Source organism: Neorhizobium sp. SOG26 (assembly GCF_003491345.1).
GTDB classification, from domain to species: domain Bacteria; phylum Pseudomonadota; class Alphaproteobacteria; order Rhizobiales; family Rhizobiaceae; genus Neorhizobium; species Neorhizobium turbinariae.
The window spans coordinates 2351582-2365418 of record NZ_CP025512.1; the positions used below are offsets into that span (position 1 = coordinate 2351582).

Genomic DNA, 13837 nt, shown 5'->3' on the forward strand with positions numbered 1-13837 from the left:
TCCGAAAGAGTCAAAGATACGCTCCGGGTTTCTATTCCTTCGAAACCGTAGACAGAAGGTTCGTGTCGAAGCTCGGGCCAAGCTTGTAACCCTTGACGTCAGCGCGTACCGCAGCGACTTCCGTCTGCTGGAATACGATCACGAACGGTCCGGTTTCCAGCACCTGCTTCTGCAGGTCCTGGTACATGGCACCGCGCTTGTCGGCATCACGCTCCAGAAGGGCTGCCGCCGTCTGCTTCGTCAGCTCCGGAATGTCCCAGGCATTACGCCAGGTGAGCGGCTTGGCCGCAGCGTCGTCGGCATTGTTCGGGTTGGCCGCAAACGTATCGGCGTTCGAATGCGGATCCCAATAGTCCGTGCCCCACTGGCCGATATAGATGTCGTGGTTGCGGGCGCGATACTTGGTCAGCGTCTGCTTGCCGTCCCCGGGGATGATGCTGAGCTTGACGCCGGCCTGGGCGAACGTCTGCTGCACGCTTTCGGCAATGCCCGTCACCGGCTGCGTGTTGCGCACGTCCATTGTCACTTCGAAGCCGTCCTTGAGCCCTGCCTTTTCGAGCAGTTCCTTGGCCTTGGCCACATCGAGCTTGTACGGGTTGCTGTCGAGCGAACCGAGCATGCCCTTCGGCAGGAAGGTCTGGTGGATTTCGCCGATGCCCTTGATCAGGGTCGCGCCGATCGCGTCGTAGTCGACGAGATACTTCAGCGCCTCGCGAACTTCAGGCTTTGCCAGCGTCTCGTTCTTCTGGTTGAGGCTGAAGTAATAGACGGTGCCCTTCGGCGCGCTGTCGGTGGTGATGTCCTTGTTCTTGGAGATCGCTTCCAGATCACCCGGCTCAAGGTTACGGGCAATGTCGATATCGCCGTTCTCGAGCGCCAGCCGCTGGCCCGAGCTTTCCTTCATGTGGCGATAGATGGCGCGCTTTACCTTCGCCTTCTCGCCGTAATAGTTGTCGTTGCGCTCCAGGACGAGGATTTCGTTGGCGCGCCACTGCATCATCTTGAACGGGCCGGAACCGGCATAGTTGGTCTTCAGCCAGCCGTTGCCGAAGTCGCCGTCGGTCACATGCTGCTCAACGAGCGCCTTGTCGACCACCGAAGCGACGTTAGCCGTCAGGCAGTTCAGCACGAAGCTCGGAGCATAGGGCTTGTCGACCGTGAATACGAAGGTCGACGGGTCGGTCGCCTTGGCCTTTTCGGTCACGTTTTCGGCGGTCAGGCCGAACTGGGTGAGGATGAAGGCCGGCGACTTGTCGAGCTTCACCGCGCGCTCGAACGAATAGGCGACGTCTTCGGCCGTGATCGGGTTGCCGGACGCGAACTTGAGGTCCGGCTTGATCTTGAACGTGTAGGTCAGCGCATCGTCGGAAACCGTCCAACTCTCGGCGATACCAGGCGAAACCTTGGAGGTGTCGGAGATGTCGAGGTTGACGAGGTTGTCGTAGGTATTGCCCGTGATCTCGCCTGCGGAGATCTCGAAGGCCTCACCCGGATCGAGCGAGATGATGTCGTCGATTGCCCAGGCAAGCACGACCGTATCCTTCGGCGTGGCGGCATAGGCCTGAGGAGCGGCCGCCACCATGATCGACAGCGCAGCGGCGGTCGTCAGGAGCCGGAATCGTCCCGTTAATGTGTGGAGCATGGTCTGAATTCCCCTTTTGGTTCTTTGGACCCATGGGGAAATCCGCACCTTATTCGTGCCAGGCTTTCCCCAAGACTCTGAGCCAGTTATCCCGGCAAAGCTTCCTTAGTTCGTCCGTACCGTAACCATCACTTTTGAGGGCTGCAACCAGAATTTGATTACCAGAAGCATCCTGAATCTCTTCGGGAATTGAAGCTCCGTCGAAGTCGGATCCAAGCGCCACGTGATCGATGCCCATGCGTTCCACCATGTAGTTCACGTGGCGGATCATGTCCGAAATCGGCGTGGCGACATTGTCGCGTCCGTCGTCGCGCAGCATGGTGACGGCATAGTTCAGTCCGACAATCCCGCCGCTTTCCTTCACGGCATCGAGCTGCTTGTCGGTGAGGTTGCGGGCGACCTGCGTCAGCGCATGCGCGTTGGAATGGCTGGCGATCAGCGGCTGGTCGGTGGTCTTGGCGACATCCCAGAAACCCCTTTCGGTGATGTGCGCAAGATCGATCGCAATGCCGAGCCGGTTGCAGGCCTTCACCAGTTCAAAGCCACGGTCGGTGAGACCCGGTCCGGTATCGGGCGACATCGGGAAGGCGAACGGCACGCCGTGACCGAAAATGTTGTGGCGGCTCCAGACCGGTCCGAGCGAACGCAGGCCAGCGGCATAGAAGGTTTCGAGGTTGTCCAGATCGTCGTCGATCGCCTCGCAGCCTTCCATGTGGAGAACGGCTGCGAAGATTCCCTCGTGCATGGCGCTGCGGATGTCAGCCGTCGAACGGCAGATCCGCCAGCCGCCTGCCTGCTCCAGCCGATAGGCGATAGCCGCTTTTTCGAGCGCAATCGTCAGCGACGGCAGGTGGTCGAGCGGCGCCGACAGAGGCGTTACGTAGTGGCCGTTCGCGTCCGGCTCCTTCAGAACCAGATCGCCGGACGGGATGTAGATGGCGCAAAGCCCGCCGGCCAAGCCACCCTTCTTCGCCCGCGGCCCGTCGATATGGCCGTTGGTCGTTCCCTCGATAAACTCGGCAATCGGGTCACCGCCGTCCTTGGCAGTCCGCCAGAGCCGCAGAAGGACATCGTTATGGCCGTCGAACACCAGTTCCATGCGTTATTCCCGATTGTATGAGATTTCCCTGAGGTGAGTGGCGCCGATCCTAATCGACGCGACTCCATCTGCAAGACCAAAACGGCATGGCGCCGTCATCAGGCAGTCCAGGTACCCTCGCCTGCCCTCGACAAGAGTGGCGTCCTGAATACGCCGACGACGCGCGAGCGCCATTCCGGCCCGACCTGGTCGAGCTTGTCGTGCCAGCGCTCCGACTGCAGCATCGCCGCGCCGACCACCACGGGTTCGATGCCGAGCGACCGCATCAGCGACAGGCCCGACACGATCGAGGTGCCGCTCGAGATCACGTCATCCACCAGCGCCACGCGCTTGCCCTGGATCAGCGGCAGCATGCGCGGATCGACATAAAGGCGTTTCTGCTGCTCGGGCGTGGTAATCGATGAGAGTGGCACGGAAAGCTCTTCCTCGTACCAGAACTTGCGCGAGGTACCGAGCGGCACATAACGCGCAAATCCGAGATAGCGGGCGACCGCCGCGGCAAGCGTCAGCCCCAGCGTCGGCAGGCCGACGATCACTTCCGGTCGAAATGCAGCAAGCTTGGGCGCAAGGCTGGCGGCCAGCGCATCCTGAACATCGAAGCTCGCCTGGTTGATGATGAGCGAGGCCAGCGCATGCTCACCGTCCGCCAGCGGCCGGATCGGCAGGCGGATCTGCCTGCCGTCGTCCAACACGGCCGGATAAAAACCGGAAAAGGGTCCGGAGGTCGCGAATGTATCGGCCGGATGAACCTCCTGCCAGAATTCATGCGGCTGCATCGGCTTCCCCTATTCGAGCACGTCCAGGATCGGCGTTTCCATCACCTTGCCGGTCACCACGTCAACAATGCCGCGATCGGTTTGGTGCGGGCCGAGGTTGCAGGCAAGGGTTGCCCCGAAGCAGGCCTTGAAGATGAGGTAAGGCGGCTGCCACTCGACGACCTTGTCCATGGCCGAACGGATGGCGCGGAAGCCTTCCGCGACCTTTTCCATCGGCGCGTCCGACACCAGCCCCGAAAGCGGCAGCGGAAGAAGCTCCACCACCTTGCCGCCGATGACGACGGCCATGCCGCCGCCCGCCTTAATCACGGCATTGGCGGCCGCCGCCATGTCGACGGGATCGGAGCCGAAGACCGTGAGGTTGTGGCTGTCATGGGCCAGCGTGGTGGCGAACGCACCCTTCCACGTGCCCCAGCCGGTCAGGAACCCAAGACGGGTGCGGGTGTCGGCGCGGCCGTGGCGGTGGGTCACGGCGATCAACGTCGTGCCCTCCGGGGGTACCACAAAACCATCGACGACATCCGCATCCGTTTGCCCCCACTGAGTGAATCGCGGACGATCGATCGTCGCGATCCGAACCTTCTTGCCGCTGCTCCTGAGTTTGAAGTCCTCAGGCGTCAGCGGCACAAGCTTGACCGAACCTTCGAGCAGCGAAGGGTCGGTCGCGCGCAGTTCCACGGTCATCTCGCCGGACCTGGCGATCGGCGTGCCACTGGCGATCACCTGGCGCGCACGGAAATCCTCAAGGTCCTCGAAGAGAACGATATCGGCGCGACGTCCGGCGGCAATGAGGCCAAGATCGGCGCGGCCGATGCGCACCGCGGCATTCAGCGTCGCCGCCTGCAGCGCCCATTCTGGCTTCATGCCGTAACGCACCAGCCGGCGCACGACATCATCGAGCGCACCGCCCGCAACGAGGTCATCCGGGAAGACGTCGTCGGTGCAAAGCGTCACGGTCGGTGGCAGATGGCCGAGCCGGTTCAGCGTTTCGACGAATTCCGGCAGAAGGTGGTCATGCGAGCCGCGGAGCTCGATCGTCAGGCCCGCCCGCAGCTTCTCCATCAGGTCATCGCCCGACACGAGCTCATGGTCGGAGGTGATGCCGGCGGTCATGAAGGCGGCAAGGTTCGGTCCTGTCAGGCCGCGGGCATGGCCGCAGACCAGCTTTTCGGAGACGAGCGCCGCCTGCACGATGTCGCTGATGCGACGTTCGCGGGAAATTACGCCGCGCATGTTCATGACTTCGGCAAGCCCGCCGATCTTCGGCCAGAACAACATCTCCTCGATGATCGCAGCATCGAAATCTGCCCCGGCAACTTCCAGGCCCGGTGCCGAGGGCACGCAGGACGGCGCCAGCACAACGGCGCGAAGCGGCAGCGGCTTTACCGCTTCCAGTGCCCAGGCGACCCCCTCCACGCCGTGCACGTTGCCGAATTCATGCGGATCCCAGACCACGGTGGTTACGCCGCGCGGCAGCACCGCGCCGGCATAGGTCGCCGGCGTCACCATCGAGCTTTCGACATGCATGTGCGTATCGATGAGGCCAGGCGACAGGAAGGTACCGGTGGCATCGATGATCTCGGCCGCATCGGACCGTGAACCGGCTTCATGGACGCTCGCAATCAGCGGCCCGACCAGCCCGACATCGGCCGCCCGTCGTTCGCCGGTCACGACGTCAACCAGCGTCCCGCCCTTGATCAGGATGTCGAACGGCCCGTCTCCACGTGCCGCCGTGACAGCCCGGTCCCGGAAAGCCGGCTCGGTGAACTCCTGCACCGTCTTAATGATGTTCCTCACCAACTTGCCTCCGCCCGCAATGTCTCAAGAATGATTGTCTTCGCCTTCGCCGCATCGACCGTCGCGCCAAAGGACGCATTGAACGTCCCGCGCCCGGGACGCACCTCCACCACCGTCCGGCCACGGGTCAGCGTGCCGGCAAGTTCCACGTCAATTCTGGCTTCCCGCCACGCCACCAGCTCCGGATGAGCGAAGGCGACGGCGGCAACCGCATCATAAAGCGCCATGGCCGGGCGGCCGCTTTTTGTCGCAATCGCAACAAAGCCGGCGAGAAGATCCCCCAGCAGCTCGGCATTGCGCCCGCCTGCTTGCCGCACCGGGACAACATCCTCGGGGCTGCACAGAACCTGGCGGCAAAGGTCGAGATCGATCATCCGGAACGGGATCTTCTGCGCCAGTACAATCGCCAGCGCCTCCGGGTCGGCAAAGGCGTTGAATTCTGCGGATGCGGTATGATTGCCGCTCGTCACCCCGCCCCCCATCCAGGTGAGGTCGGTGATCCTTGCCGCAAGATCCGGCCGGGCGAGGGCAACGGCGGCAATATTGGTGAGCGGCCCAAGCGCCAGGATGCGGCGCTCGCCTTCGTCCTTTTCGAGCCAGGCGCACAGCGCCTCGAAAGCATCGACGCTGAAAGTCTCTTCGGCCTCGGGCAAATGTTTGCCGGCACTCGGCATGCCAGCATCGCTCAGCACATGGGTTGCGGTTTCGAGCCGGCCCAGGACCGGCATTTCGCGTCCAGCGTGGATCGGGAACGGCCAGACGAAGGCGGAGGCAGCGCCCGCGGCATTGCTGCGAACGCGGGCCAGCGGCGCATTGCCGAAGACAAGCGACACACCTTCGATGGACAGGCCCGCATGCGCCGCGACCATGATCGCGGCGATGTCGTCAAAGCCCATGTCCGTGTCGATCCAGATGGCCATGGCTCAGCCGAACCTCGAAAGAAGCGCGGCCCGTTCGACCGGAAGGTCGAAGGCGAGTTCTGCACCCAGTGCATGCGCCGGCTGGCTCGCGTCCACCTCGGCCTTGATCGGACCAAGTTTCGTGTCGAGCAGGTATTCACGGCTGTCGCCGGCAAAGGATGTGCCGCGCACGGTGCCCCGATAAGGACCTGACCCAAGGGTCACCATACGCGGCCGCCATGCCAGGCCCGCCGCTGAAGGGGCATGGCTGGAGAGGTCGACCAGGCCGGCGCTCGTCTGGAGCTTGCCCTGGTCGAGTTGGAAGATGTTCTCGAAGCCGACGAAGTCGGCAACGAAGGACGAGGTGGGACGGCTGTAGATGTCCTCCGGCGACCCAATCTGCTCGATCTTGCCGGCCTTCATCACCACGATCCGGTCGGCGAGCGCCAGCGCTTCGGCCTGGTCGTGGGTGACGAAGATCATCGTCACCCCGGTTTCCTTCTGGACGCGCTGCAACTCGGTGCGCATTTCCAGACGCAGACGTGCGTCGAGGTTCGAGAGCGGCTCGTCGAGCAGCAGCACCTTCGGCTCCATCACCATGGAGCGGGCGAGCGCCACGCGCTGCTGCTGGCCACCGGACAACTCGGCCGGGCGGCGATTGGCGAACGTGGAAAGCCCGACCGACTTCAAACCGGACTGCACTTTTGCGTCGAGTTCGTTGCCGCGCATGCCCTTCAGCTTCAGGCCGAAGGCGACGTTCTCATAGACTGTCAGGTGCGGGAAAAGCGCGTAGGACTGGAAGACGAGGCCGACGGCACGCTTGTTGGCCGGCACGCGGGTAATGTCGGCCCCGTCGAGGCTGACGCGGCCGGATTTTACCGGCATCAGGCCGGCGATCGCGCGCATGGTCGTGGTCTTGCCGCAGCCGGACGGCCCGAGCAGCGCGATCAGCTCACCCTTGCGGATATCGAGATCAAGATCCGGCACGGCGGGCGTGTCGCCGTAGGCAAGCGTCAGCTTGCTGAGGGAAAGGTAGGACGCATCAGACATAACGGGAAAATCCAAGGAAACGTTCGGCGGCAAAGACGATGCCGATGGACATGAAGGCGAGCAGCGAGGACAGGGCGGCAACCGACGGATCGAACACGATTTCCATGTAGGCGATCATGTCGATGGGCATGGTGCGCACGCCCGGACCCGACAGGAAGAGCGACACCGGCACCTGGTTGAAGGAGGTGACGAAGCCGAGAATGAAGGCGGACAGGATGCCGCCGCGAATGTTCGGCATCACCACGCGGAAGAAGGCGCCGAGCCGCGAGGACCCGAGCAGCACCGCCGCTTCCTCGATGTCGGAGCGCAGATTTTCAAGGCTCGCCGAAACCACCCGCACCGCATAAGGCAGCACCAGGGCCGTATGCGCCAGGAACAGCGCCAGCGTGATGCCGACCTGGAAGGGCACGACGATGTAGCGCAAGAGCGCCAGGCCAACGATGATGCCCGGCACGATGATCGGTGCCGAGACCACCGTCCGCACAATCTCAGCGCCCGGCAGCTTGTAGCGCGACAGCGCATAGGACGCCGGGATGCCGAGGATCAGCGCCGCCGCCGTCCCGCCGATGGCGAGGAACATCGACATGCCGAAGGAGGCCCGGAAACTTTCCACCGTGAAGACCTTGGCGATCCAGCGCAGCGAAAAGCCCTGCGGCGGGAAGGCCAAGGTTTCGCCTGCCGAGAAGGAGGCCGCCACGATGATCAGGAACGGCCCGATCAGGAAGGCGATCACCAGGAAGAGGATGAACGGGATGAAGAGGCGTTGTGCCGTCATGCGGCCGCCCTCCTCTGCTTGTTGCGGGCCGTTGCGACGCGCTTCAGGAGAATGTTTGCAGCAAAGCTCATTGCGATCAGGATGAAGGCGATGACGCTCGCAGCGACGAAGTTGTTGGAGACAGAAACCTGCTGGTAAAGCAGCGTTTCCAGCATCAGCACCTTGGAGCCGCCGAGAATGGCGGGCGTGATATAGGCGGTCAGGCAGCCGGTGAAGACCAGCGTCCCGCCGATGACCAGACCTTCCTTGGTGAGCGGCAGGATCACCTTCCAGAACACCTGCAGCCAGTTGGCGCCGAGCACGCGTGCCGCGGGAACTGCGTCCTTCGGCATGTTTTCAAGCGCCGAGATCAGCGAGATGATCATTAGCGGCAGGAACAGTTGCAGCAGGCCGATGAAGATCGCCGTTTCGGAAAACAGGATGCGCAGCGGCGCCTGCGTCAGGCCGAGCGCCTGGAAGGCCTCGTTGACGATGCCGGTGCGGCCGAGGATGACGATCCAGGCATAGGTGCGTGCGACCGGCGAGATCATCAGCGGCAGCACGACAAGCCCCGTCACCTTGCCCTTCATGCCGGGCTCCAGGTTGACGATCGCGAACGCCGCCGCGTAGCCGATCACGGCCGCCGTCACCGTCACCAGCGCGCCGAGCTTCAGCGTGCGCAGGAAGACCGCCTGGTTCAGAGGGTTGGAAAAGAACTCGATATAGGCGGAGACAGACCAGCCGCCCGTCGGGTTGCGGAACCCGTCCGACAGCAGGATCACCACCGGCACAAGAAAGACCGCCGCCGCGAAGATCGCAGCAGGAAGCGCGAGTGCAAGCGCTTCGGCCCGGTTTTGGAACATTGGTGATGGTCTCCGTTCTTTGTAGTGCCATGTGCCCCTCAACCAGCCTCCGCTTTGCTAAGCCACCCTCTCCCTGAAGGGGAAGAAGAGTGGCGATCGCCCTTCTCCCTGGCGGGGAGAAGGGCGGCAGGCGGATGAGGGAGCTACAATTTCAGTTCAAGCTTACTGCCCGACCTTCTCGTTCCAGCTCTTGATCCAGCCGGCGCGGTTGTCGAGCGCCACGGCGGACGGGATGAGCTTCAGGCTCTTGGCGGTTTCTTCGCCATAGGTCAGGTTGTTGGCGACCTCTTCGGAAACCTTCACGTCCTTGTTGGCCGGGCTGTCGATGAACTTCTCGGCAAGCTTGGTCTGCACCTCGGTGGAGAGCCAGAAGTCCATGAACTGCAGCGCAAGATCGGCATTCTTGCCACCCTTCGGCATGATCATCACGTTCATGCCACCCGTCTGGCCTTCCTTCGGGGTCGCCCACTCAACCGGCAGGCCGAGCTTGGTGAAGGGCGCCCAGGTGAAGCGGCCGATCGGCGCGGCCCAGATTTCTTCCTGCTTCATCAGCTGCACGAGCTGCGAGGACTTTTCATAGAAGGTGACAATCTCGTCCTTCTTGTCGCCAACGGCTTCGATGGCGGCTGCGAGATCCGGCGTGTCCTTGCCGAGCGCCTGGCCCAGCATGTAGAGCGCCGGCGGGCCCTGGTTGGTGGTGACGTTTGGCCAGGCGATGTGGCTTGCATATTCCGGCTTCAGCAGGTCGGCCCAGGACTCGATCTTCATCTTGTCGGAACGATAGGCGATCGAGGTGGCGTAGAAGGTGTAGCCGATGCTCATGCCATCGCCGTTTGGATCCTTGGCGATGTCATAGAGCTTGTTGAAGTTCTCAAGCTTGGCGGTGTCGATCTTGTCGATCAGGCCCGCACGTGCGGCAGACAGGGCATCGGCCATGGAGACAACGGCCATGTCGATGACCGGGTTGGCCTTGTTGGCCTCCATCTTGGCAAGGCGCTCGACGCTGTTGCCGGTCTCGACGACCAGCTTGCAGCCGCAGATTTCCTGGAAGGGATCGTAGACGATCTCCTTGTACTCATCCTGCGACAACGCATAGACCGAGATGGTCAGCGTCTTGTCCTGCGCCATGGCAGGGCTGAGCGCCGCCATGGCGGTGAGCATAAGGGCGGTGCCCGATGCGAGAATGACCTTGTTCATTGCTTGACCTCTCCTGCTGTCGAATTGTTCGGGTGGTGGGCATGCGGATGGAAGGCGCCAGCTCCCGGCACCGCGGTTTTCGGCGCGCCGGTGGACTGTCGGACAAGAAGCTGCATGGGTACGCGATCGGGATCGGACGTCACCTTGGCGGCGTTGGCATCATCCGCGTCCGCATCAGCCTCGATCACCCGCATCAGCGCAGCAATGGCAAGATCGGCAACGGTCGCCATGTCCTGGCGCACCGTGGTGAGCGACGGCGACACGACCGACGACCAGATGGAATCGTCAAAGCCGCTGACACTCACCATGTCCGGAACGGAGATGCCGGCATGCTGCAACTCCGTCAGCGCCCGAAGCGCCAGCAGGTCTGAAAGTGCGGCAAAGGCGGTAAACCCTTGGGCGGCCCGTTCGGCAAGACCGAGCATGCAGTTCGGGCCGTAGATTTCCTCGACCTTTTCCGACCACAGCGTATCGCACTCGACCTCGGAACCAAGGCCACACTTTACGCCGCCAATGCGGTCGCTCTGCACGTTCGACGTCGGGCTGCGCCCGATGATCAGGACCTTCCGGTGGCCAAGCGAGGCGAGATAACGGCCGACCTGCATGCCGCCGTCCCAATGATCGGCGGAAACGGTATTGCCTGGCGTCGACGGGGTGTCGAGCACCGCAACGGGGCAGCCGACATCCGAAATCCGGGTGCCGCGACGGGGCACGATCAGCATGCCATCGATGCCGCGTTCGATCAGGCGATTGATGGCTTCCGTTTGGGTGGCGATATCGCCGCGGGAGTCGGCGATCAGCACGCCGTAACCGACATTGGCCGCCGCATTCTCGATCGCCTGGGCGATCTGCGGGAAAAGGGGGTTTGAGATGTCGGGCAGGACGAGGCCGAGGACACCGGTGCGTCCGGTCCGCAGCGCGCGGGCCGCAAGGCTCGGCACGTAGCCCACCTCCGCCGCCTTGGCCCGTACCCGCTGGACAAGTTCCGGCGACACGCGCCCCTTGCCCGAAAGCGCATTGGACACGGTCGCTGCCGACACCCCAAGGGCTGCCGCAATCGCGCTCATATTTGCTCCAGGCCGGACGTTCGCCATCGCCATCTCTGCTTAAACGTTTAAGCAGAATAGTTTGATCAAACTTCAATGTCGAGTCGAATCAGCACGAAGTCACACCTTATTCAAGGTCAACCATTGACTATTCGGGACGCTGCGTCGGAACTGGCTGCATCGCGGAGGAGGGACGGCATGCAGCATGCGGAAATTACACAACTTTCGGCAACAGAACTGTCGCGCGCAATCCATGATTGCCGACTCTCCGTAACCGCTGTGATGGGGGCATATCTGGCTGGGATCGAGCGTCTCAACCCCAGCGTTAACGCAATTGTGAACATACGGGACAGCGACTCGCTGCTCGCCGAAGCCGCAGCCTGCGATGCTGAGCTCAAGGCTGGCTCTTCGCGTGGCTGGATGCACGGCATGCCGATCGCCATCAAGGACCTCTGTGAGGTCAAGGATCTGCGTTGCACATATGGTTCGCCGATTTTTGCAGATTTCGTGCCGAAGGAAGACGAGATCATGGTGGAGCGCATCCGTGCCGCTGGCGCCATCATCATCGGCAAGACGAATACGCCCGAACACGGCTTCGGCTCGCAAAGCTACAATCCGGTGCATGGCGTGACCCGCAACCCTTACGACCTGACGAAGACCGTCGGCGGCTCGAGCGGCGGCGCGGCGGCGGCGCTGTCCGCCCATCTCCTGCCGATCGCCGATGGCAGCGACATGATGGGGTCGCTGCGCAACCCGGCCGCCTTCAACAATGTCGTCGGCTTCCGGCCAAGCTACGGTCGCATCCCGGTGTCGCAAAAGCTCGAGCTTTTCATGGGCCAACTGTCCGTGCTGGGCCCCATGGGCCGCACTGTGGAAGATACCGCAGCCCTGCTGATGACCCAGGCCGGATATGACCCGCGTGACCCGCATTCCCTTCCGGCCGAAGACCTGATGCCGGCACGAGGCCGCGACTTCTCGGGCGCCCGCATCGCCTGGCTTGGCGACCTTGGCGGCTACCTTCCGTTCGATCCTGGCGTGCTGGAGCTTTGCCAAACCGCCCTCCCCGTCTTCGAGAGCATCGGCTGCACGGTGGAAGCCGTCATCCCGGATTACGACATGGTCGATGTCTGGCAGTCATGGACGACGCTGCGCAGTTGGCTGACGGCAAACGGCATGCGCGACAGTTTTGACGACCCGGCCAAACGCGCGCTGATGAAGCCCGAGATCATCTGGGAGATAGAGCGCGGTCTCGACATGACCGGCCGCGAGGTGCACTTCGCCTCAAAGCGGCGCAGCGCCTGGTACAAATACCTGCTGACCTTGTTCGAGCGCTATGACTACCTCGTCCTGCCCTCAGCCCAGGTATTCCCCTTCGATGCCGACACGCATTGGCCGAAGGAGGTCGGTGGCCGGACCATGGACACATACCATCGCTGGATGGAGGTGATGATTCCGGCCTCCATGGCCGGTCTGCCCGTCGCCGCCATGCCCGCCGGTTTCAACAGCGAAGGCATGCCGAACGGCATCCAGATCATCGGTAGACCGCGTGCCGACAAGGCGGTGCTGGACCTGGCGCTGGCTTATGAAAATGCAACCGACTGGCTGAACCGGCGGCCGAAGCTTTGAGCCGCTACCAGCCGACCACTTCCTCGCCGTAGCGGCCGACTTCTTCGAGCAGCCAGGCCCGGAACGCCACGACCGGCCGGAAATCCTTCTTGCTGACCGGCGCCACCGCGTAATAGGCGCTCGGGCTGCGCACCTGGTGCGGAAAGGCTTCCACCAGTTGGCCGCTCGCCAGCTCCGAGTCGATCAGGAAAAGCGGCATCAAGGCGACGCCAAGCCCCGCAATGCAGGCCTGCGCCACGTTGCCGAACTGCTCGAAGCGCATCCCCTCCGATGGCGTCGCGGAGATACCGAGGCTCTCGAACCAGTGGGCCCAGGCGCCGGGGCGCGAGGCCATGTGCAGCAGCGGCAGGTGCAGCAGGTCCTGGCCCTTCTTGATCGGATGCGCCTTGAGGAAGGCGGGCGAAGAGACGGGCGCCACCATCTCCTCCATCAGGAAGGTGGATTCTGCCCCGGGCCAATCCGGCTGTCCGACATGTATCGCCATATCGATACCCTCGCGGTCGAAGTCGAAGGTGCCGATGCGGGTTGCGAAATTCAGCGTGATCTCCGGATGGCGCGCCACGAATTGCGGGATCCGCGGCATCAACCAGCGCGTGCCGAAGGTCGGCAGGATCGCGAGGTTCAGTTGGTCGCTATGCTGTTTGGTCATTGCCTGCAGCGAAGCGGAGCGGATCTGGCTCAACGCCGCGGCAATCGCCTTGGCATAATCCGCCCCGGCTGCCGTCAGCATCACGCCGCGGCTGGTACGGTCGAAAAGCAGGATGCCCAACTGCTCCTCAAGCCCGGAAACCTGCCGGCTGATGGCGCCCTGCGTCAGGGAAAGCTCCTCGGCTGCGGCTGAAAAACTGCCGAGCCGTGCTACGGAATCAAAGGCTGCAAGCGCAGAGGTGGAGGGGAGCAAACGTCGAGAAAGGCTGGCCATGGCTTATTACTATAGATCATGGCAGATTGAGTAAACGGTGCTTGCTCTCCGGCCCATGCCGGAGATAATTCCTTCAACCCTCAACAACCTAATTTGAAGCGGAGAACTGCCGTGGCTTTTTCCTGGAACGACCCTTTCCTGCTCGACGACCAGTTGAGCGAAGATG

Annotated in this window: 12 protein-coding genes; 1 reads left to right on the top strand and 11 read right to left on the bottom strand. The window is 62.8% G+C overall.

The annotated features are described in order from the left end of the window. Positions 1–31: 31 nt before the first annotated feature. From CYG48_RS11680 to CYG48_RS11720, 10 genes are all read right to left on the bottom strand, one after another. Complete coding sequence (locus tag CYG48_RS11680) at positions 32–1642, bottom strand: ABC transporter substrate-binding protein (RefSeq protein ID WP_118850545.1); 1611 nt, start codon at positions 1640–1642, stop codon at positions 32–34. Between the two features lie 49 nt (positions 1643–1691). After that, entirely contained in the window at positions 1692–2741 is a 1050-nt protein-coding gene (locus tag CYG48_RS11685; RefSeq protein ID WP_118850546.1) for a dipeptidase, read from the bottom strand. A 98-nt stretch (positions 2742–2839) separates the two neighbouring features. Further along, positions 2840–3517 carry a phosphoribosyltransferase gene (locus tag CYG48_RS22505; protein WP_199925129.1) on the bottom strand — a complete coding sequence of 226 codons (678 nt, stop codon included), beginning with the start codon at positions 3515–3517 and terminating at the stop codon, positions 2840–2842. A 9-nt stretch (positions 3518–3526) separates the two neighbouring features. Beyond that, positions 3527–5314, bottom strand: coding sequence for an adenine deaminase (locus CYG48_RS22510; protein WP_245450334.1), 1788 nt, complete (start codon positions 5312–5314; stop codon positions 3527–3529). Beyond that, the gene (locus tag CYG48_RS11695) at positions 5311–6234 is read right to left on the bottom strand and encodes a nucleoside hydrolase (RefSeq protein ID WP_118850547.1); all 924 of its coding nucleotides are present in this window, start codon (positions 6232–6234) and stop codon (positions 5311–5313) included. Before CYG48_RS11695 ends, CYG48_RS22510 begins: the two co-directional genes overlap by 4 nt. 3 nt (positions 6235–6237) lie before the next feature. Next, positions 6238–7263, bottom strand: a complete 1026-nt coding sequence (locus CYG48_RS11700) for an ABC transporter ATP-binding protein (RefSeq protein WP_118850548.1) — start codon at positions 7261–7263, stop codon at positions 6238–6240. Continuing rightward, the gene (locus CYG48_RS11705; RefSeq protein WP_118850549.1) at positions 7256–8038 is read right to left on the bottom strand and encodes an ABC transporter permease; all 783 of its coding nucleotides are present in this window, start codon (positions 8036–8038) and stop codon (positions 7256–7258) included. The genes CYG48_RS11700 and CYG48_RS11705 overlap by 8 nt, the downstream gene beginning before the upstream one ends. Then, a complete protein-coding gene (locus tag CYG48_RS11710) occupies positions 8035–8880 on the bottom strand; it encodes an ABC transporter permease (RefSeq protein ID WP_118850550.1) in 846 nt (281 codons plus the stop codon). Before CYG48_RS11710 ends, CYG48_RS11705 begins: the two co-directional genes overlap by 4 nt. 162 nt (positions 8881–9042) lie before the next feature. Beyond that, positions 9043–10077: an ABC transporter substrate-binding protein gene (locus tag CYG48_RS11715; RefSeq protein ID WP_118850551.1), complete on the bottom strand. Its 1035-nt coding sequence runs from the start codon at positions 10075–10077 to the stop codon at positions 9043–9045. Then, a complete protein-coding gene (locus tag CYG48_RS11720; RefSeq protein ID WP_118851621.1) occupies positions 10074–11171 on the bottom strand; it encodes a LacI family DNA-binding transcriptional regulator in 1098 nt (365 codons plus the stop codon). Before CYG48_RS11720 ends, CYG48_RS11715 begins: the two co-directional genes overlap by 4 nt. Before the next feature lie 150 nt (positions 11172–11321). On the opposite strand from CYG48_RS11720, the gene CYG48_RS11725 reads away from it, so the two are divergent. Beyond that, entirely contained in the window at positions 11322–12749 is a 1428-nt protein-coding gene (locus tag CYG48_RS11725) for an amidase (protein WP_118850552.1), read from the top strand. Between the two features lie 4 nt (positions 12750–12753). Here CYG48_RS11725 and CYG48_RS11730 read toward each other — a convergent pair whose 3' ends face one another. Beyond that, positions 12754–13671: a LysR family transcriptional regulator gene (locus CYG48_RS11730; RefSeq protein ID WP_118850553.1), complete on the bottom strand. Its 918-nt coding sequence runs from the start codon at positions 13669–13671 to the stop codon at positions 12754–12756. Positions 13672–13837 lie beyond the last annotated feature (166 nt).